General features: G+C 30.2%; 18 protein-coding genes, 1 other RNA gene and 1 riboswitch. Of the genes, 17 read left to right on the top strand and 2 right to left on the bottom strand.

The features are described from left to right. Window positions 1–222 precede the first annotated feature (222 nt). From helD to H9661_RS01045, 15 genes are all read left to right on the top strand, one after another. On the top strand, window positions 223–2,508 hold the full coding sequence (gene helD / locus H9661_RS01115; RefSeq protein ID WP_143316327.1) for an RNA polymerase recycling motor HelD: 2,286 nt from the start codon (window positions 223–225) through the stop codon (window positions 2,506–2,508). 81 nt (window positions 2,509–2,589) lie between these two features. Continuing rightward, on the top strand, window positions 2,590–3,765 hold the full coding sequence (locus H9661_RS01110; RefSeq protein ID WP_191767485.1) for an FprA family A-type flavoprotein: 1,176 nt from the start codon (window positions 2,590–2,592) through the stop codon (window positions 3,763–3,765). A gap of 82 nt (window positions 3,766–3,847) precedes the next feature. Continuing rightward, entirely contained in the window at window positions 3,848–4,093 is a 246-nt protein-coding gene (locus H9661_RS01105) for a DUF1292 domain-containing protein (RefSeq protein ID WP_143316329.1), read from the top strand. Window positions 4,094–4,107: 14 nt separating this feature from the next. Beyond that, entirely contained in the window at window positions 4,108–4,503 is a 396-nt protein-coding gene (locus H9661_RS01100) for a hypothetical protein (RefSeq protein ID WP_143316330.1), read from the top strand. Between the two features lie 53 nt (window positions 4,504–4,556). Next, window positions 4,557–4,736: non-coding RNA, 6S RNA (ssrS, locus tag H9661_RS01095), on the top strand. 552 nt (window positions 4,737–5,288) lie between these two features. After that, window positions 5,289–5,480, top strand: coding sequence for a DUF896 domain-containing protein (locus H9661_RS01090; protein ID WP_143316332.1), 192 nt, complete (start codon window positions 5,289–5,291; stop codon window positions 5,478–5,480). A 13-nt stretch (window positions 5,481–5,493) separates the two neighbouring features. Beyond that, on the top strand, window positions 5,494–6,411 hold the full coding sequence (gene hprK / locus H9661_RS01085; RefSeq protein ID WP_143316333.1) for an HPr(Ser) kinase/phosphatase: 918 nt from the start codon (window positions 5,494–5,496) through the stop codon (window positions 6,409–6,411). A 25-nt stretch (window positions 6,412–6,436) separates the two neighbouring features. Then, the gene (locus tag H9661_RS01080) at window positions 6,437–7,822 is read left to right on the top strand and encodes an aminopeptidase (RefSeq protein ID WP_143316334.1); all 1,386 of its coding nucleotides are present in this window, start codon (window positions 6,437–6,439) and stop codon (window positions 7,820–7,822) included. 135 nt (window positions 7,823–7,957) lie between these two features. Continuing rightward, a complete protein-coding gene (locus tag H9661_RS01075) occupies window positions 7,958–9,001 on the top strand; it encodes a galactose ABC transporter substrate-binding protein (RefSeq protein WP_143316335.1) in 1,044 nt (347 codons plus the stop codon). A gap of 50 nt (window positions 9,002–9,051) precedes the next feature. Further along, window positions 9,052–10,104: a galactose ABC transporter substrate-binding protein gene (locus H9661_RS01070; RefSeq protein ID WP_191767484.1), complete on the top strand. Its 1,053-nt coding sequence runs from the start codon at window positions 9,052–9,054 to the stop codon at window positions 10,102–10,104. A 138-nt stretch (window positions 10,105–10,242) separates the two neighbouring features. After that, window positions 10,243–10,421, top strand: a riboswitch (cobalamin riboswitch). 22 nt (window positions 10,422–10,443) lie between these two features. Continuing rightward, on the top strand, window positions 10,444–11,691 hold the full coding sequence (locus tag H9661_RS01065; RefSeq protein WP_143316337.1) for a prenyltransferase/squalene oxidase repeat-containing protein: 1,248 nt from the start codon (window positions 10,444–10,446) through the stop codon (window positions 11,689–11,691). A 96-nt stretch (window positions 11,692–11,787) separates the two neighbouring features. Continuing rightward, the gene (locus H9661_RS01060; protein ID WP_143316338.1) at window positions 11,788–12,537 is read left to right on the top strand and encodes a DUF4430 domain-containing protein; all 750 of its coding nucleotides are present in this window, start codon (window positions 11,788–11,790) and stop codon (window positions 12,535–12,537) included. An 8-nt stretch (window positions 12,538–12,545) separates the two neighbouring features. Beyond that, on the top strand, window positions 12,546–13,436 hold the full coding sequence (locus H9661_RS01055) for an energy-coupling factor transporter transmembrane component T (RefSeq protein WP_243129581.1): 891 nt from the start codon (window positions 12,546–12,548) through the stop codon (window positions 13,434–13,436). Continuing rightward, window positions 13,418–15,085, top strand: coding sequence for an ABC transporter ATP-binding protein (locus H9661_RS01050; protein WP_191767483.1), 1,668 nt, complete (start codon window positions 13,418–13,420; stop codon window positions 15,083–15,085). Before H9661_RS01055 ends, H9661_RS01050 begins: the two co-directional genes overlap by 19 nt. Next, window positions 15,067–15,768 (top strand): ECF transporter S component, encoded by a 702-nt coding sequence (locus H9661_RS01045; protein WP_143316340.1) that lies wholly within the window; start codon window positions 15,067–15,069, stop codon window positions 15,766–15,768. Before H9661_RS01050 ends, H9661_RS01045 begins: the two co-directional genes overlap by 19 nt. A gap of 146 nt (window positions 15,769–15,914) precedes the next feature. On the opposite strand, the gene H9661_RS01040 is transcribed toward H9661_RS01045, so the two are convergent. Continuing rightward, window positions 15,915–18,329 (bottom strand): GA-like domain-containing protein, encoded by a 2,415-nt coding sequence (locus H9661_RS01040; RefSeq protein ID WP_207729605.1) that lies wholly within the window; start codon window positions 18,327–18,329, stop codon window positions 15,915–15,917. A gap of 442 nt (window positions 18,330–18,771) precedes the next feature. Between H9661_RS01040 and H9661_RS01035 the strand changes: the two genes are divergently transcribed. Together H9661_RS01035 and H9661_RS01030 are read left to right on the top strand one after the other, a co-directional pair. Beyond that, window positions 18,772–21,009: a beta-glucosidase family protein gene (locus H9661_RS01035; RefSeq protein ID WP_185966775.1), complete on the top strand. Its 2,238-nt coding sequence runs from the start codon at window positions 18,772–18,774 to the stop codon at window positions 21,007–21,009. Window positions 21,010–21,081: 72 nt separating this feature from the next. After that, window positions 21,082–21,312, top strand: a complete 231-nt coding sequence (locus tag H9661_RS01030) for a phage holin (RefSeq protein WP_143316343.1) — start codon at window positions 21,082–21,084, stop codon at window positions 21,310–21,312. Window positions 21,313–21,359: 47 nt separating this feature from the next. On the opposite strand, the gene H9661_RS01025 is transcribed toward H9661_RS01030, so the two are convergent. Beyond that, window positions 21,360–22,193, bottom strand: coding sequence for a PHP domain-containing protein (locus tag H9661_RS01025; protein ID WP_191767481.1), 834 nt, complete (start codon window positions 22,191–22,193; stop codon window positions 21,360–21,362). Between the last annotated feature and the right edge of the window lie 38 nt (window positions 22,194–22,231).

The following is a 22,231-nucleotide window of genomic DNA, read 5'->3' as shown; positions in this document are numbered from 1 at the left end:
AATATGGTATGATGACCTTGTTGTAAATTTTTTTATAGGATAGAAGCTATGATGAATGCAAAAGCAATTGCTTAGGAATATCGTAATATTCCAAATTGAATTTGCGATATTTTTATATTATAATTTTAAATTAGTTATGTTTAAAACAAATATAATAAGTATTTGTGTAAAAGTAAAAAAATTACAATATGAAACACAAAAAAATAAATATTGAGGTAAGTTATGAATAAAAATATGAAAGAGGAAAATGAAGTTCTTCTAAAAAAAAGAAAGTTAATTAAAGAAGAAATTGAAGAAAAAAAATCAAATATAAAAGATATAGAGAAGAGAGTTAAAGCTTTGAGTAAAGAAGCTAAGGGAAGTTATAGTGAGGAAAAAGAAACTACCGAAAAGATTTATGAAGTTTTAACAAGAGAAATAAACAGCTACGAAGATGCATTAGAAGAACCTTACTTTGGAAGAGTTGATTTTAGGGAATATAGAGGACTTGGGGAAAGCATATATATAGGTAAAAAAGGTATTAGTAATATAAAAAAAGGTGAAGAGGTAGTTGTAGACTGGAGAGCACCTGTTGCTGACCTTTATTATAGTGGAACAGGTGGAGAAGCTTTCTATAAAGCACCAGCTGGAATTATTGAAGGAGAGCTTAATCTAAAAAGAAAGTTTCTATTTGAAGATGGAAAAATAAAAGAACTTTTTGATGAAGGTTTAAACGAACTTATGATAAATGGGGAGGAGGGCACAGAACTTGTCGACGAGTTTCTTAAAGTTAACTTAGAAGAGAGTAGGGGGAAGAAGCTTAAGGAAGTAGTTGCAACTATACAAAAAGAACAAAATGACATTATAAGATGGCCTAAAAATCTGCCTATTATAGTTCAGGGATCAGCAGGTTCTGGTAAAACAACAATTGCACTTCATAGACTTGCATATTTAATTTATAGATATAGAGAAACTATGCAGGGAGAAGATATCTTAGTATTAGCTCCAAATAAACTTTTTTTGGATTATATTTCAGATATTTTACCAAGTTTAGGTGCTGATAAGGTTAAGCAAAATACTTTTGAAGACTTGGTACTATCTAAGCTTAAAATGAATGGGAAAATATATAACAAAGATGAAAAGTTGAAAAGTATATTAGAAGAAAAAAATGAAGAAAAACGTAAATTAATAGTTAATTCTAGTAAGGTTAAGGGAACTTTGGTTTACAAAACCATGATAGATAGATATATTGCACTTGTTGAAAGTAGAGCGCTAGATATACATGACATTACAATTGAAGGGGAAGTAATCTTTAGTAAAAAAGAGATAATTAGATTGTATCTTAAAGATTTAAAGTCATACCCAATAAATAAGAGAAAAGATGAAATAAAAAGATATCTTAATCTTAAAATAAGGGAAAGATTAGCTCAAATCTTAAATAAAATAGATACAGAATGGAATTTTAAAATTAAAGATGTAAAGGCTGAATTAGAAGATTCTGAGGAGAGAAGAAAAAAACTTATAGCAATATATGATGCAAGGGATGCTATAAAAGATAATATAAATAAAAATTTGAAAAAAGAATTTAATTTATATTTTAAAAATTGGAGAGGAATAAGTTCAAAAGATATTTATTATAATTTTTTCAATGATGAAGAATTATTTAGTATAGCAACGGATGATAAAATTCCTGAAATTTTGGCAGACTATATGAGAGGAGAGTTTAATTCAAATTATGAAAAGAATATAATTGATGAAGATGATTTAGCAGCCCTTTTATATATAAGAGTTTTATTAGAAGGTATAGAGGAAAAGGAGAAATTCAAGCATATTGTAGTTGATGAGGCACAAGACTATAGTCCGTTTCAAATTTTTCTTGTTAATAAACTTTCAAAGGGAAATTCTTTAACTTTAGTTGGAGATTTAGCTCAAGGAATATATTATTATAAGGGAGTAAAGACTTGGGAAGATATAACTAAAGGTTTATTTAATGGAGAAGCTACATATATACAATTAACACAAAGTTATAGATCTACTGTTGAAATAATTGATTTTGCTGAAAAAGCATTACTCGCGCAAAACTTAGGGCTCAAGAATGCAAAACCAGTTCTGAGACATGGAGAAAAACCTAAGACAATAAAAGTTGATTCTGAAGAAGAATATGCAAGTGTTCTAGATAGTATAATAGACGAAGTGAAAGAAAAAGGAAAAAATACAGTTGCGATTATAACTAAAAATAGCGAAGAGGCGTTAGAATTATCCCAATATCTTAAAAAGAAGAGCAAATATAAATTCCAATTAATTAAAGGTAAAGAGAAAGAAGTTTCTGAAGAATTAATAATATTACCTTCATATATAACTAAAGGGTTAGAATTTGATTGTACGATTATATTAAATCCAAGTGAAGAAAATTATGGAGAAAATCTATTAGATGAAAGATTATTGTACGTAGCTCTTACTAGAGCTCTACACTTAGAGTATATAATTGAAAATGAAAAAATTTCATATTTAATTAATAAAAGTTGTTAAAAAACAATTCAATTAGCTTGTAAGTAGAAACCAAAACTAGTATAATTTATTAAGAGAGAATTGTTATTAGGAGGTAATCATATGTCAGCAGAGAAATTGAATGATGATATTTATTGGATTGGAGTAAAAGATCCGGAATTGAAAATTTTTGATATTATAATGGAAACAAAAAGAGGAACTACTTATAATTCATATGTAATAAATGATGAAAAAGTAGTAATAATAGATAGTTGTAAAAATGGATTTTATGAAGATTATAAAAAAAGTTTAAAAGATATTATTGGAGAAAAAAAGGTAGATTATATAGTAGTGCAACATACTGAACTAGACCATAGCGGTACTGTAAAGATGTTACTTAAAGATTATCCAGAAGCTACAGTCATAGGGACTAAAATGGCTTTAAATTTCTTAAAAAATATAGTGAATGAACCCTTTAATGGGTTAGAAGCTGATGAAGATGTAAATATTGGGAATAATACATTGCAATTTATAAAAGCACCAAATCTACATTGGCCTGACACTATGTTTACTTATGTTAAAGAAAAGAAATTATTATTTACCTGTGATTTTACTGGGTGTCATTATTGTCCTGAAAAATCAATTAAAGATCTTGTAGCAGACGATTATTTAGATGAAATGAAATATTACTTTGATTGTATAATGGGACCTTTCAAGCCATATGTTTTGAAGGGACTTGAAAAGATAAAGGATTTAGAAATTGATATGATGGCTACAAGTCATGGACCAGTCCATCAAGGAGAGAATGTAGCTAAAGCGTTAGACTATTATAGAGAATGGGCTTCAGAAGAACCTATCGATCCTAAAAAAGTAGAGATATTTTATGTAACTGCTTATGGAAACACTGGAGATATAGCAATTTACATGAGGAATAAGCTAGAAGAAAAGGGATATAAGGCAGATGTTCATGAAATAACAGCTATGTCGATTGAAGAAGCTGTTAGATTAATTGAGAGAGCTAAAGGATTTATGATAGGATCACCAACAATAAATGCAGATGCGGTAAAACCTGCTTGGGATTTATTATCTCTCGTTAATGTTAATATAAATAGAAGTAAGGCTGCATTAGCCTTTGGATCCTATGGATGGAGCGGTGAAGGAGTTCCTATGCTAACAGCAAGATTAAAGTCGTTAAAGTTAAAGGTAGTGGAGGAAGGATTTAAGTTTTATTTTGTTCCATCAGAAGATGATTATAAAAAAGCAGATGAAATGGTTGAGAATTTTATTAGTTTAATGTAAAATGTATGTAATTAAAGACACTTATTTTTAAATAAGTGTCTTATTTAATTAGAATTATTATTAAGAAAGAAGTGAACTATAATTGGAAGATAAAGAAATAATGTCATTTAGAGATGAGAATGGTAATAAGGTAGATTTTGAAGCTGTAGCTAGAATATTTGTTGAAAAGAAAGAATATTTATTATTAGCACCACTTGAAGAAAAAGACAGTGAGGATGTTTTTGTCTTTAGGATAGATAATGTAGATGGAAAAGAAGAGTTAAATTTGGTGGAAGATGATAAAGAATTTTTAGCAGTTAAGAAGGAATATAAGAAACTTATTTATTAAGGAGCATAGATCAAATGGAAATCACAGAAATTATAGAATTTTTAGAAGATAATGATATATCAGAGATTAAGGAAATAAAATCCGAAGATAATTATGTTGTATTTAACTTCTTTTATGATTTTGACAAAGAAGAGATGTCTGCAGCAAGGTCATATGCTAATGAAGAAAGCGACGTAGAGGAAGAAAGTAATGAGTGGTATAGAGAGTGGTATTTTTCATATTTATATGATGTGGCTAAGGACAATATAGAGGAAATACTTGATGATATGAATGAAGAGTTTGGAACTTCAAGTCTTTCGAAAGTTATAACTAGCCATGCTAATAATATTGAATATGTTAAGTTTGCAGTTATAGTATGCAATAATACTTTTGAATGGGATATGGAAGATGCATTAAACGATTACTTATAGGCAAGAATTGCATATTGCATTGTATAAATTATATGTTATAATAGAAACATAAAGAGATCCTGAGATGTACGCCTAGCTTACTATGTTCAACCTACATATTATATACGGGATTTGCAACAGTTTTATGGATGTCGAGCTTCCGTTTTGTTAGAAGATGGCTGAAGTAAGATGAGCTTAACCCACCTGCGAGGCGCAGGTATGAATGTATAAGCAAACGGCATGTTGGGAATTGATTGTATTTAAAAACCTCAATAGTTAATATTGAGGTTTTTTTATATAGTTTTAGGCGGTGATATATAAATCTTATGCCGATAACCCTAGATAAAAAAATTGGCGCCTTTTGGAACAGTGGTTTATATATAATAATTTCTGGTATTTATAGATTAGCTTGTCCAAATTTTTAGACAAAATTATCATAAAGAAATTAGTAGGTGGAAGGAATCTAAGTAAAAAATTAATTAGCTTTTTTCTACGATTTATTTGTTTTATTAGTATTGTCCTATTCATAGTATCACCCCTTTATATAGTAAAAAAATAATTTATGGGATAATTATACCATAATGGTGAAAAATGTAAATTAAAACAGTTAGATAAGATTTTACATAAAAATACAAGTTAGTATAAAATTGGAGAGAAATATATAGGATAATGTATTATTAAAAATCTTCGTAGCATAAATGAAAAATAAATGTCAGCATTAAGGAAAGGTTGATAAAAGGAATGGTTGATAATATAGTGAATAATATGTAAAATAAGCTTAAGATATATTATAAGGAGTTGTATTAATGGATATTGATTCAATGAAGATAGAGGAAGTTATAGAGAATATAAATAGGTTATATAAGAAAAGTCAAGAAGAAGGATTGTCAGATCAAGAAAAGGAATTACAGCAGAAATTTAGACAAAGATATATTGATAATGTTAAACGTAATTTTAGAGGGCAATTAGAAGGAATTGAACCCAAAAAGAAAAAATAAGAGGTGATTAAAGTTGGCGGTAAGGGTAGAAAAGCTTATTAAGGATTTTGATTTAGAGGTTTTAGTAAAGGGGAATTTAGAACAAGAAATAAAGGTAAACGATATAAATAGACCAGGCCTTCAGTTAGCGGGGTTTTATAACTATTTCGCTCCAGAAAGAATTCAAGTTATAGGTAAAGCAGAATGGAGCTTTCTAGATGATATGCAATTTGAAGTTAGAAGGAAAAGGTTAAAAAAATATTTTACTTCAGAAATGAATTGTATAATTATATCTAGGGGATTAGAACCGCATGAAGAATTTATAGAATTGGCAGCAAAGAAAGAGATATGGATATTAAGAAGTGAGCTTGTAACAACAAAGCTTATGAGTAAGCTTACATTATATCTTGCAGACAAGCTTGCTCCAGAAACAAGATTACATGGAGTATTAGTAGACGTTTATGGTATAGGAATTCTAATTACAGGAGAAAGTGGGATTGGGAAAAGTGAAACTGCTTTAGAGCTTATTAAGAGGGGACATAGGCTTGTTACTGATGATGCTGTAGATATTAAAGAAATAGATGGTGATCTTATTGGTAGTTCACCAAATGTTACAATAGGGATGTTAGAGGTTAGAGGAATAGGAATAATAGATGTTTCAGCTCTTTATGGATTAAGTTCGGTTCAGCAGAAAAAGAAGATAACCCTTATTATGCATTTTGAACATTGGAAAGATGATAATGATTATGACAGGTTAGGAATAAATGATGAATATATGGACATACTAGGAGTTTACATAAAGAAATTGACAGTGCCAGTGAGACCAGGTAGAAACATAGCAGTTATAATTGAAGCAGCAGCAGTAAATTACCGTCAGCAGTTAATGTCAAACATTTCACCTGTTGATATAATCGAAAAGAGGATGGAGATTGAGGGGAGAAATATGAAGTAAGATAGTAAGAAAGGGATGTAGACAGATGAGTAATGAAGAAAAAAATGTTTGGGAAAAGTACGATGAAAAGGGTGTAAAGAAAGTCTTTGATTTTAGCGACGGATATAAAGAGTTCATATCAAAGTGCAAAACAGAAAGAGAATGTGTTAAGGAAACTATAAAGATAGCTGAAGCTAATGGATTTAGGAATATTGAAGATGTTATAAAAAACGGTGAAAAGCTCAAAGTTTATGATAAAATTTATGCTAATAATAAGGATAAATCAATAGCATTATTCATAATAGGAAAAAATAGATTTGAAGATGGTTTAAAGATATTAGGAGCACATATTGATTCGCCAAGATTAGATATAAAGCAAAATCCTTTATATGAAGATACGGAGCAAGTTCTTTTAGATACACATTATTATGGTGGAATAAAAAAGTATCAGTGGGTTACTTTACCTTTAGCCATTCATGGAGTAGTAGTAAAAAAAGATGGAACTATAATTGATGTTGTAATAGGAGAAGATGACAATGATCCAGTAGTAGGCGTAACTGATCTTTTAGTTCATTTAGCTCAAAATCAATTAGAGAAAAAAGCTAATAAGGTAATTGAAGGGGAAGAATTAAATGTATTAGTAGGAAGTATGCCACTAAAAGGAAAAGAGAAGAATAAAGTTAAGGCCAATATTCTTAAGATATTAAAAGAAAAGTACAATTTTGAAGAGGAAGATTTCATATCAGCAGAACTTGAAGTTGTCCCAGCTGGTAAAGCAAGAGATTATGGAATAGATAGAAGTATGGTTATGGGATATGGACATGATGACAGGGTTTGTTCTTATGCATCACTTATGTCAATAATTGATATAGAAAAGCCAGATAAAACATGTGTATGCATTTTAGTTGACAAAGAAGAAATTGGTAGTGTAGGAGCAACAGGAATGCACTCTAGATTCTTTGAGAATACAGTAGCGGAAGTAATGGATAAAGTTGAAGGTTATTCAGAAATTAAACTTAGAAGATGCTTAAATAATTCTAAGATGTTATCATCTGATGTAAGTGCAGCCTTTGATCCAAACTTTCCATCGGTAATGGAAAAGAAAAATGCTGCTTACTTGGGCAAAGGAATGGTATTTAATAAGTATACTGGAGCAAGAGGAAAATATAATTGTAATGATGCTAATGCTGAATATATGGCTGAAGTTAGAAATATAATGGATAAACATGATGTGACTATACAGACAGCTGAACTTGGAAAAGTAGATCAGGGTGGTGGAGGAACAATCGCATATATTTTAGCTCAATATAATATGGAAGTAATAGATTGCGGAGTGCCTGTTCTTAATATGCATGCGCCTTGGGAAATTGCAAGTAAAGTTGATATATACGAAACTATGAGAGGTTATTACGCATTTTTACTTGAAGCATAATTCAAAAAAATTAGAGTCTTTTATGATTAAAGGCTCTATTTTTTTGCTCAATTTTCATTATAGAATAAATTTTTGCATTAAAAAGTATAATAAAGTTAGTGAGTGATATAGTTTGTAATTACTTGGAGGAGAGATATGTATAAATTTAGAAAAATAATAGGAGTTTTTGCAATTATTATTTTTGCAACAGTGATTTTTCAAGGTAACGAAAAAAATGCTTTGTGTTTATCAAAGGTAAATGAGGAAAAAACTTTAAAGATAGGAGTTATGGAATACAAATCAAGCGATCAATATATTTTGGAAATCCATAAAAGTTTAGAACAGATTCAAAGAGATAATCTGGGCAAAGTTGAATTCCTTTTTTATGATGCAAAAGATAATCAAGAAGTTCAAAATGCAAGTATCAATAAGCTGCTTCAGGAAGGTATTGATCTTTTGGTAGTTAATATAGTAGATATTAATACAGCACAAAATGTAATCAATATGGTTAAACAAAAAAATATACCAATTATTTTCTATAATAGAGAACCACTTACAACAGATGCTATAAAATCATATAATCGAGCTGTATTTATAGGAACCGATGCGGCAGAAGCTGGAATTTTACAAGGAAAAATATTTTACAAACTATGGAGTATCAATAAGAAACTTATCGATAAAAATAGGGATAATAAACTTCAGTACGTTATGCTAAAAGGAGAACCTTATAACATTGAGACTCTTGAAAGAACAAGATACTCTGTATTAACTATTAATAGTGAAGGTATAGGTACAGAAGAATTAACATCGGTTTTTTGCTCATGGGATGGAAGTACAGCAGAAAGTGTCATGAATACTGTATATTTAAGTTATGGAAATAAAATTGAAGCCATTATTTCAAATAATGATGCAATGGCTATAGGGGCAATTAGAACTCTACAAAAATATGGATACAATACTGGAGATCCAAATAAAATGATTCCGATTGTTGGTGTGGATGCCATACCAATTGCAATTGAGTATATTGAAAAAGGATACATGACAGGTACTGTTGTTCAAGATGTTATGGAAACAGCAAAGGCTATCTATACTTGTGGTTTAAATTTAATTAATAGAAAAAGCGCTATTGATGGAACAGCATATAATTTTGATGATACAGGGGTTTCAATTCGTATACCATATAAGGAATATGTAAAATAATTTTTTAAGAAATAAATTATTAAATATAGTTATCTTTAAGGAGGAACTAAATGAAGTATTTTAATAGAATATTAGGAAGCCTTATTTTAATAATTTTAGTATCTTTAATATTTCAAAACTTTTGTAAAAGTGTCTCGAACGTATATAATACAAATGGAATAGTTCCTTTAAAAATTGGAGTTCTTGAATATAAATCTGATGACCAATATATTTTAGAAGTACATAAAAGTTTAGAACAAATTCAAAAAGAAAATGAAGGAAAGGTTGAATTTATTTTTGTAGATTGTAAAAACAGTCAAGAGATACAAAATCTTAGCATAAATAATTTTCTTCAAGGAGGCATTGATATTTTATTTGTAAATTTGGTAGATATAACAGAAGCAAAAACCGTTATAGATATGATTAAACAGAAAAATGTTCCTGTTATATTATATAATAGGGAACCTCCTATAAAAGATTCAATAAGATCCTATAATAGGGCTATATTTGTAGGAACAGACCCAAGTCAAGCAGGTATATTACAAGGTAATATAATAACTAGGCTATGGAAAAGTAACAAAGGAGATATAGATAAAAATGGGGATGGTAAAATTGGGTATATTATGTTAAAAGGAGAACCTAATAATATAGAGACAATAGAAAGGTCTAGATATTCTATTTTAACAATAAATAATGCAGGAATAGAAACAAATGAATTAGAAGCAGTATATTGTAATTGGAGTGAAGATACTGCTAAATATTTTATGCAAACTTTATATTTAAGTTACGGAAATAAAATTGAATTTATAATTTCAAATAATGATGCCATGGCTATAGGGGCTGTAAAAGCTTTACAGAAATATGGATTTAACACTGGAGATCCAAAGAAGATGATTCCAATCGTAGGTGTGGATGCTATACCAGAGGCAAGAGAATATATAGATAAAGGATATATGACAGGAACTGTTTTGCAAGATGCAAATGAAATGGCAAAGGTACTTTATATGAGTGGAGTTAATTTATTCAATGGTAGAAGTGCTATAGAAGGGATACCATATGGATTTGATGACACTGGAGTTTCAATTCGTATACCGTATAAAGAATATCCTCCTATAAATAAATAACTTAAAGATATTCTTTGTATTTGTAGTGAATATTGTGTTAATGTGGGATGAAAAATAAATTAATCTGGCCAAAATTAATTTTATTTTTTAATAAAGTTACAAATCTAATTATTTTAGTTGACAATGAACTTATATGATATATAAACTAAGGTATATGGTTTTATACTAAAAGGGAATAGGGTCGGAATCCCTAGCAGCCCTCGCTACTGTATTAAGCTACGAAATCTTAATAAACCACTGAAAAACAATTTTTGGGAAGGTAAGAAAGTAGGTATGATGCTTTAAGCCAGGAGACCTGCCATAAATCAATCATAAAATTTGCTTCGAGGAGGAAGGAAAATGAAAAAAATAATATCAAGATTTTTAGCAATTATATTTATTTTATCATTAGTTATTGCTATACCAACAAAAGAAACAGTACAAGCTGCTGTAGATAATAATACTTTGGAAAATATGATTAATACAACTGTAGATTATTTAGTTAAAAAGGATGCCTTATATGGAAATGAGTGGAGTGTTGTTGCAATAGCTCGTTCCAAGAAAAGTATACCATCTAGTTATTATGATAAATACTACAAGAGTGTAGAAGGTAAGATTATGGAGGAAGTAAAGAAAGCCGTGCCTTTTACTTCTGATGTAGCTAAGTCAGATTGGACATCAATTACTGATGCTGAAAAATTAGTGTTAGCATTAAATTCAATAGGAAAAGATCCTAAGAATGTGGTAGGATTAAATTTAGTGGATTTAATATGGAACAGAGAAGGTCTTGGAAATAATGGGGTTAGTGAACTTGCATATGCATTAATAGCTTTAGATTCTAAAAATTATGAAGCTCCAGCAAATTCAAAGAACACAAGAAGTTCTATAATTACAAAAATGTTATCACTTAGAACTGGAGATGGTGGATTTAGTTGGGATAATACAGCAGCTACTGCAGATATAGATACAACAGCTATGGTAGTTCAAGCTTTGGCAAAATATTATGATAGACCAGAAGTAAAAACTGCTGTTGATACATGTTTAAATATATTAAAAAATAATCAAACAGCAAAAGGTGACTACGTAAGTGTATATGGTTCTCAAACTTACGAAAGCCCATGTACAGCGGCACAGGTAGTTGTAGCTTTAGATAACCTAAAGAAAAATCCTACTTTAGTTCAAAGTGGATTTGTAAAAACAATGGATTTAATAGATGTTATGACTAGTTATTATGTGCAAGGTGGGGGATTTAAAAACTCTAGTACAGATGAAACTCCTGATAATATTGCATCTACACAATTATTATATGCTTTAGTATCATATGAAAGACTACTAGAAGGGAAAAATTCTTTATATGATCTTATAGATGTTAGTGTACAAGCAAAGCAACTGGAACCTCAAAAAGAAGAGCCTAAAGTTCAACAAATTGAAGTTCAAGATAGAAGTGTAGCTACTAATGTAACTGCTGGTGATACTGCAAAATCTAGTGAAGTAAATGAGATTAAAACTGGAGACAATGGAAGCTTTAATGTGTTATTAATTATTATGGCTGTTATGACAGGCGTAATGGTAGTAATTAGAAAGAAATCATTAAAAGAAGTTAGATAATTAGAGATCAATTCTTAATGGTATTATCCTTAAGAATTGATCTTATTTTGAATAGTTATAAGTATAGTTTAGAGTAATATTTGAGGTGATATTATAATGATAAGAAGATATTGGAAAGTAATAGCTATTTGTATATGTGTATTATTTGCTATAATTCTAGGAATAAGAGGTCTTAAAATACAAACACCTGAAGAGGTGGCGAGTAATAAAGTAGAAGTGATGCAAGATGAAAGTGGAAATACAGATGAGAAAAACGTAGATTCAAATTCACAAAATCAAGTAGTAAATAATGAAAGTGGTAATGATAAAGAAGAGGCTCAAAAGAGTGAATCTAATGAAACAGGGAAAGCGGTAACACCTGCTAGTAAAAATTCAAATGGATCAGAAAATACTGGTTCAGTAGAGTCAGCAAACAATAAACCTATGGATCAAGGGAATAATAATACAGGCACAAGTAATGGTACAAAGCAGGAAGCGCAACAAACTAAGTCATATGTTAACTTTTCTATTGATGCTAAAAATGTTTTGAATAATATGGAGAGTTTGACTGCGGGAAAAGAAAGTACTCTTGGAGACAATGGTAATATTTTTTTAGGAAAAATAGAAATTAATGATGGTGAAAGCGTGTTAGATGTTTTGATTAAGACAGGAATTCCTGTATCTCTGAACGGAAGTTACATTAAAGGAATAAATAATTTGTTTGAAAAAGACTGTGGTAGCAAAAGTGGATGGATGTACAAATATAATGGAAAAGTGCTGGGGAAATCAGCATCAGAGCAGAAAGTTTATAATGGAGATACTATAGCGTTTATATATACATGTGATTATGGAAATGATTTGAGGTAGTGAAGTTTATGTATAGAAAATCAATGGATAGTTTTTCAAGATTGCATCCTTTAATTAATTTTACATATTTTCTTTTTGTAATAATGTTTAGCATGTTTTTAATGGATCCTATCTTTTTAGGAATCTCATTAATAGGATCTATGCTATATTCAGTTTATTTAAAGGGAATAAAAGCCTTAAAGTTTAATGTCATATACATGATGCCAATGATTATATTTCTTACAATTTTGAACCCATTATTTAATCATGAAGGAGCTACAATAATTTTGTATATAAATAATAATCCAATAACTCTTGAAGCTATAATATATGGAGTTGCATCAGCTATTATGTTAGTTTCTGTATTGATATGGTTTAGTGCATATAATGTAGTTATGACATCTGATAAATTCATGTACTTATTCGGGAGGGTAATGCCAAAGAATTCTCTTATTGTAGCTATGGTATTAAGGTTTGTCCCAAGATTTAAGGCACAAATTAAAGTTATATCAAATGGACAGAAATCAATAGGGAAAGATATTACTAATGGAAATATCTTTGAAAGAATAAATCACGGAGTAAAGATTTTATCCATGTTAATCACATGGGCTTTAGAAAATGCTATAGAAACGGCAGATTCAATGAAGGCAAGGGGATATGGTTTAAAGGGAAGAACAAGCTTTTATTTATATAAGTTTAGCTTAAGAGATAAAATAATTTTAGGCGTATTATTGGTACTCATAGGGATAACATTATGTGGAATTAGCTTTGAGTTAGGAAGTGCAAATTATTTTCCAAAGATAAAAATAAATAATATTTCAAGTATTGGCTTGATAACATATTTAACATATTTCTTACTTAATATATTTCCTATAATTATTAATGTTTGGGAGGAGATTAAATGGAAATTATCAAAATAGAAGAGTTAACTTTTAAATATCTGCTTAAGGATAAACCAGCTTTAGTAGATATAAATTTAAGTATAAAAAGTGGAGATTTTGTATTGATTTGTGGAAAATCTGGATGTGGTAAAAGTACATTGTTAAAACATTTGAAGCCTACATTAATTCCACATGGAGATAGAAAAGGAGCTGTTTTTTATAAAGGAAAAAGAATTGAAGATATAAGTGAAAGAAAAGCAGCAGAAGAACTAGGATATGTATATCAAAATCCGGAAAATCAATTGGTTACTGATAAGGTATGGCATGAACTAGCTTTTGGGTTAGAAAATTTAGGGTATGATAATGATGCCATAAGAGTTAGAGTTTCGGAAATGGCAAGTTATTTTGGTATAGAAAAGTGGTTTTATAAGGATGTAACAGAGTTATCAGGAGGGGAAAAGCAAACATTGAATTTAGCTTCTGTTATGGCTATGAATCCAAGGGTTTTAATATTAGATGAACCGACATCACAGTTAGATCCTATAGCAGCAAATGAATTTTTAGATACTATTGAAAAGATAAATAAGGATCTTGGAGTAACTGTAATATTAACAGAGCATAGACTAGATAAAGTTTTTTCAATGGCAGATAAGGTTCTTGTTATGGAAAAAGGTAAAGTTATAACTTATGATAAACCAAAGAATATAGGTGCTTTTTTAAAGAAAAGTGAAAATGATATGTTTTTATCTCTTCCAACTGCTACAAAGATATATGCTGAGGTAGTTAATGATTTAGATTGTCCTATAACTCTTAGAGATGGTAGAAGGTGGCTTCAGAAGTTATTGAAGGATAATGAAAGAGTAATAACTGAAATAGAAGCAGAAGATAAAATTTTTGATGAAAAAATTATAGAAATTAGAGAAGTTTGGTTTAAATATGATAAACATTCAGAAAATGTAGTAAAGGATTTTTCATTAACTGTACATAAAGGTGAATTTTATTCTATATTAGGTGGAAATGGAACAGGAAAAACTACTAGTCTTAATTTAATTAGTGGGATAAATAAGCCTTATAGAGGAAAAGTTTATATTAAAGGAAAAGATGTTAAAAAATATTCATCTAATGAGCTATTTAATAAGAATTTAGGAGTGCTTCCGCAAAATCCGCAAACTATATTTGTAAAAAATACTGTTAGAGAAGATTTGATGGAGATATTATTTGATGTAAATATAAAGGAAGAGGAAAAGGAAAGAAAATTATCAAAGATTTCACAAGTAGTAGAAATAAATGATATTTTAGATATGCATCCATATGATTTAAGTGGGGGAGAAGCTCAAAAAGCAGCTTTAGCAAAGGTATTAATGCTTGAACCTGAAATACTACTTTTAGATGAGCCAACTAAAGCTTTAGATAATCACTATAAGGAAAAGTTTGGTGAAATATTAAAAAGACTTCAATGTCAGGGGAAAACTATAATTATGGTAACTCATGACTTAGAATTTGCTGCTGAGTATTCAGATACTTGTGGAATGTTTTTTGACGGAAATATTGTAACGAGCGGAGTGCCTAAGAAATTTTTTAGCGAAAATAATTTTTATACAACTTCAGCTAACAAGATAAGTAGATATGTATTTAAAGGTGCGGTGACTTGTAAGGATGTGATTAGCTTATGCAGAAAAAACTTGTAAACAAAAAAATAATTAGTCTAGTAGTAATTTTATTTTTTATCACTTTAACTATTTTTTGTGGCATATTTATTTTAGGAGATAGAAAATATTATTTTATTAGTTTGCTTATTATTATCCTCAGCATTATACCTTTTTTAATGTTATTTGAAAAAAAAAGATTACAGGCTAGAGAGATGGTATTGATAGCAGTACTTGTTGCTATAGCTGTAGTTGGAAGAATGGCTTTTTTCATGATTCCACAGTTTAAGCCAGTTATGGCAATAGTAATAGTTGCAGGTGTTTGTTTTGGAAGAGAAGCAGGATTTTTAACTGGAGCATTATCAGCTTTTGTATCTAATTTTTTCTTTGGACAAGGACCTTGGACTCCGTGGCAAATGTTCGCCTTTGGATTAGTTGGCTTTTTAGCTGGATTGATATTTAGTGAGAGTAAACTTAAGGAAAAGAGATGGCTCTTATGTTTATTTGGAGGAGTAACCACCTTAATTATTTATGGAGGATTAATTAATTTAAGCACTCTATTTATAACAATGCAGAAGGTTACTTTGGAAGCTGTTTTAGCTGTATATGTTTCAGGATTTTATTTTGATTTAGTTCATAGTGCTTCTACTGTTATATTTTTAGCCCTTATTTATAAACCCATGCTAGGAAAGATGGAACGTATTAAAATGAAGTATGGAATTTAGTAAGTCCATGAGGTTGAAATTTTTCTGTGATTATATAAAAGCCTCCAACTATTACTATTGTTGATAGTTGGAGGTTTGTTTTGTAAATTATTCACATATTAAAGCTTGTATATGTACGCCTTACTAATTGGAATTATTTAAACTCATTAATTTAAAGTAGTTGCAGTAACTGTTCCACTTTCAAAGCAAATTATACCTTCTTGATTACGAGCTTTAACACTTATATCATAAGATGTGTTTGTAGTTAATCCTTTAATAGTAAAGTTCTTGTTAGTAAGCAAAATCCATGTTGGAGTTGTTGTTAATGTACCATCTAGTGCAACGTACTGAGAGCCTACTTTTATTTGATATCTTAGTTTATTAATAGAATTAGGTTGCCAACTTATTGAAATTGAATCTTTGCCAATTTGGGTAACTTTAATATTAGTTGCACTTGGTAAGTTATCTATATAATTTTGAATAGCATCTAATCTACTTTGGAGTGTATCTCTATTACTATCTCCTTCTGGTAATAAATTGATTGCAGCTTGAGCTAAATCAACATTAGCTTGCACTTTAGTGTTTTCTGCATTTTCAACTTTAGTTGTAGCGTAATTAACATTATCAATGTAGAGTTGCACTGCTGTTAGCCTTGTTTGTAATGCAGTTTTAGGTGCTCCATCTATTAATGCTGTTACTAATGTTTGCGCTGAAGTTACATCTGCTTGTAATTTTGTTACTTCTGCTTTAGCTACTGCATTAGTTGCATTAGCTAATTGTGTTTGATAAGTAATAGAGGCTTGTACAGCATTCAATCTATTCTGTAGAGCAGTTCTAGTATTGTCACCAACTGGTAATAAGTTAATAGCAGATTGTGCTAAATCAATACTAGCTTGTGTTTTAGTAGTTTCTGCAGATGTTACCTTAGTTGTTGCAGCAGCTACATTATTAATATAATTTTGAACTGATGTTAATCTTGCTTGAAGCGCTGTTTTATCAGCTCCATTTTGTAATGCTGTTACTAGAGATTGGGCAGAAGTTACATCTGTTTGTAGTTTAGAGTTTTCTGCTTTAGCGACTGCATTTTTAGCATTTAATAATTGAGCTTGGTAAGTTAAATAAGTTTTAACTGCATCAAGTCTTTTTTGAAGAGCTATCCTATTAGAATCTCCATTTGGAAGGGAATTGATAGCAGCTTGAGCAGAAGAAATATTAGCTTGAGTTTTGGTGTTTTCAGCAGCAATTACAGCATTTGTCGCATTAGATAAATTATCTATATAATATTGTACTTTATATAGTCTATTAGTTAAATTACTATAATCATCTCCAGAATTTTCTGGTAAGTCATTTAGTAGAGTTTTAGCAGCATTTACATCAGATTGTAATTTAGAATTTTCTGCTTTTAATACAGCTTCTGTAGCACGATCTAAACTGAAAAATATATTTGATATTAATACTGGTGTGGTAGTATTATCTGATTTAAGAAGCTGGCGAAGTCCTGAAGTTTCTCCTGTAAACCAAATGGTACCATCATTTTTTACGAATATTGTATAACCATCGCCGGCAATTACTTGAGCCACATTGTCAATTGACATTTTAGCTAGCTGGCTTTGACTATTAGTATTTCCAATTCCTAGCTGACCTGACATGTTTGAGCCAACGCCCCAAACAGTACCATCATTTTTAAGAAATACAGTATGCCATTTTCCACAGCTAACTTGTTTTACACCACTTATAGGTATTTGCTTTAATGTAGTTTGGTTATAACTAAAAATGTCTCCCATACCATTATTGGATCCATATCCCCAAACAGTACCATCATTTTTAAGGTATAGTGTATTTTCATAACCACAAGAAATTTGTTTAAGATCAGAATATCTAAAGTTAGTTATAGTTGTTGGATCAGATGTTGTCTTACTTAAACCAATGGCATCAGCATTTCCTACGAACAGTAGAGTATTATCATTTCTTACTAAGATACAATTGTATCTTCCTGAAATCATTTTCTTGATGCCAGAGATTCCAGTATTAGCTGGAGTTGTAGATTTTCTATTTCCAAATGATCCAGAATACCAAAGGCTCCCATCATTCTTTAAGTAAAGTGCGTACTCAGCACCACAATTAATTTCCTTAACATCAGATATAGAGACCTTTACTGGTGAACTTTGATCTGTAGTAGAGCCTATTCCTAATTGGCCAGTAGCATTCCAACCAGATGAGTATAATGTACCATCATTTTTTAGAATAACAGAAAAGCCTCTGCCATGGGAAATTTGTTTAATATTATCTACAGACAATTTTGAAGGTTTATAATACTCAGTGCTTCCTGTACCAAGTGCTTGACCATTACCAAGACCTAAGGCAGTACCATTATTTTTAATAAATGTAACAGTATAATCCCCAGCTGAAATTTCCTTAATACCTACCTTACTAGCATTAGGCAAAGAGATGCTATCTAATGCACTAACTTTAAGAGCCTTAGAAAATAATAAGTTGCATCCGAATACAATTGCAAATAAGCTAATCGTAGGCACAATATTTGAGATCCACTTAAACTTTGATTTTTTGAGTAAAAACGACATTTTAAACATTCCTTTCTCATAATTGTATATTTATCATAATATTACAATAAAAGTATACTATAAATTCAAACTATATACAATACATGGGAGATTTTGTATTATATTGGGGTAAAATGTATGTTAGAACAAATAATTATGTGGAAAGTATTGGCGGCTAGGTTTATAATGGTAGATTCAATGAAAATGAAGTGTTGGAAGATGGAGAGTTAGTACAACGTTATTGTATTAATATATAAAATTATGCAATTAATTGCTTTATTAGAGAGAATGTAATTTATCAATTATTTCTATAGAAATAATTGTAATTATATACATTATAGTGTAAATTATTATTATATATGGAAGAAGAGGTAATGCAACGGTAAATTCTTATTTGATGTTATAGAGAGTTTTACAAGTATAGGTTGTATATCTTAATATGTAATTTATGGAGGATAGATTTATGAGAAAAAGGACAAAGATATTAGTCAGTATTTTAACAACCATAAGTACCTTAGCTATGATTGAAACTGTAGGATTTGCTGCAGATACTAAATCAGAATTAGCAATGTTAACAGATGAAGCATCAATTCCAAAAGTTATTTCTGAGATGACTCTTGATGAAAAGTGTCAGATGGTTTGTGGAATAGGGTTAATGACTCCATATGGTGGGGCTGGTGCTACTTTTGCTATTCCAAGACTAGGAATACCAAGTGTAGAACTTACAGACGGACCTCAGGGAGTTAGAATGGGAGGATTAGTAATTACACCTAACTATGCACCTACTAAATATGCTACTTGCTTTCCAAACCCTTTATTAAATGCTTCAACATGGTCACCAGAATTAATAAATAAAGTTGGAAAAGCTATGGCGGAAGAATGTAGAAGTTATGGTGCAGATGTTTTATTGGCACCTGCTATGAATATAATTAGAGATCCTTTAGGCGGAAGAACTTTTGAGTATTATTCAGAGGATCCATATGTAACAGGTGTATTAGGCACTGAAGCAGTTAAAGGGATTCAATCACAAGGGATAGGAGCATGCATTAAACATTTTGCTTGTAACAATCAAGAGAATAACAGGATAGATGGAGATGAAATAATATCAGATAGAGCTTTAAGAGAAATTTATCTTCCACAATATGAAAAAGCTACAAAGGAAGCAAATCCTTGGTCAGCTATGGCTTCATATAATAAGGTCAATGGTACAAGAATGACAGAAAATAAATATCTTATGGAAGATGTATTAAGAGGAGAATTTGGGTTTGATGGTATGATTATGTCAGATTGGGGGGCATATAATAGAGCAGAAGCTTTCAAGGCAGGATTAGACATGAATCAGCCAGGTGGATTTTATAATATGAGTGGAATTCTATTGCCAGCATGGTTAATGCAGATAAAACCTGCTGTTACATCATGGAATGCAATAAAAGAAAGTGATCTTGATAGAGCAATTACAAATATTTTGAAACTTATTATTAAGACACCTACATTTAAAGGGGAATACGGTGATAAAGAGAAGTTTAAAAATAAAACAACACTTAGTACAGAAATAGCTACTAGAAACCAGTCATTATCAAGAGAATTGGCAGCAGAAGGAATAGTGCTTCTTAAAAATCAAAATAATACTTTACCTATTAGAAATAACAAAATAATTTCTGTGGCAGGAAAAAATGCCTTTGATAATAGAGGAATTATTTATGAAGGAAATGGAAGTGCAACTGTAAATGCAGATCCAAAAGGAGTTGTTTCTCTTACTCAAGGATTGAAAAATGCAGGATTTAGTGTAATCAGTAAATTTAATAATAAAAATATAGTAGAGGGAATATCTACGGAAGGTGCTGCAAATTTAGCTGCTACTACAGATAGTTCTGTTATTTCAATAGGATTACCTGGGCATGAAGGTTCGGATTATGGTTCTATGAGTTTATCAAAAGATCAAATTAGTCTTATAAAGACTCTGGGGGATGAATATCATAAACTTCACAAAAAGGTAGTTGTAGTGTTAAATACTGGTGCACCTGTGGAAGTTTCAAGTTGGGAACAATATGCAGATTCTATCCTTTGGGTAGGGCTTCCAGGAAGTGAAGGAGCAAATGCAATAGGTGATATAATAAAAGGTGCAGTGAATCCTTCAGGAAAGCTTACTGTTACATGGCCTGTTAATTATTATGATGTGCCGGATTCTAGTTATTTTCCTAAAAACACCAACACGCCAGTTAACTATAAGGAAGGTATTTATGTTGGATACCGCTATTACGATACTAAAAATGTAGCTCCATTATATAGGTTTGGATATGGACTTTCATATACAACATTTAAGTATAGCAATATAAAATTAAGTTCAGATAAGTTCTATTTAAATGATGATAATTCAAGGTTTATTGTATCTGTTGATATAACTAATACAGGAAATGTAGCTGGTAAAGAAGTAGCTCAACTTTACATAAAAGATGTACAAGCATCTGTAGATAGGCCAGAGAAGGAATTAAAAGGCTTTGTAAAGACAAGAGTATTAAATCCAGGTGAAACACAGACAGCTGAATTTAGTATAAACAAAAGAGATCTTTCGTTTTATAGTGAAAATAATAAAGCTTGGGTTCAAGAAACAGGGGAATTTAATGTGATTGTTGGAGGAACTTCAGATGATAAAGTGCTTCAGAGTGAAGGAGAGAAAGCAAAATTTAATGCATTAAATTAGTTCAATATCTAATAAAAAGAACAGTACCCAATTTCTTTTCATATCATATAATATGAAGAAGGAGGCGGTTATGTGGTAGATAAGTCTCGTTTTAAGAATCATGGATTATGGGTTTCTATAGCAGCTTTAATTCCTGTATTATTAAAAGTTGCAGGAGTAGATATATTGCCAGATAACTATTCAAATATCACCAATCTAGTTCTTGGAATATTAGTAATGCTTGGAATACTAAACAATCCAACTACAGAGTGTAAGTGGTATTCAGATGATGATAAACAAGTACAAAGTAACACTAAAAATTAAAGATAAAGTTAGGCTGTCCAAATTAAATTTGACAGCCTATTTTTAGATTAATCATCATTATAAAGAGACAAGAACTTCTTAAGTAAGTCATCAGGCATTTTCATGCAGCCAATATCGCCATGTCGCAAATCATTTTCTATGTCTCCATGACAGTCAGAACCTGCACTTACAAGAAGATTATTTTCTCTTGCTAAAGTTAAAAGTATTTTTTCATCTTCAAAGGTGTTTTGAAAATATATGCCCTCTATTCCATCAAGACCTATATTTAAGAAATCATCTAAAGGAGAATTCTTAATTAATACAGGATGAGCTAAGAAAACCATAGCATTAAATTTTTTTAATAGTTTTACACCTTCTTTTGTAGACATTTTTGTTGTAGGGACAAAGGCAGGACAATCTTTACCTATAAAGTTGTTAAAGATATATTCATTATCATAAGGATAACCAGCACTTATTATTTCTTGCGCAATATGAGGTCTTGCTACAACATCTTTTCCTCTATGTAGTACATTTTCAAAGTTTATTTCTATATTAAATATTTCTTTAAGTTTCTCGACCATTTTTTTAGCTCGTATAAGCCTATGGTTTTGCATATTACTTAAAATCTCAATAAATTCAGGGTCTTTGTAATTGGCATCTTTAAAAAAGCCTAAAAGATGAATACTTTCATTATTATGAGTTGTTGATAATTCTATTCCAGGGATTATGGTTAAGCCTAATTTATCTGCTACAAAAGTTGCTTCTTCAATACCTCCCACTGTATCATGATCAGTTATAGCTAAAAAATTAACTCCATTAGCATAAGCTCTATTGGCCATTTGAGTTGGGGTTAAAATTCCATCAGAAAAGGTGGTATGAGTGTGAAAATCAACAGAAATCAAAAAAATCTACTCCTTCCCTATTATTAATTTTATAAAGA

The organism is Clostridium cibarium, from assembly GCF_014836335.1.
Classification (GTDB): Bacteria; Bacillota; Clostridia; order Clostridiales; family Clostridiaceae; genus Clostridium; species Clostridium cibarium.
This window is presented reverse-complemented; position numbering and strand designations above follow the sequence as displayed.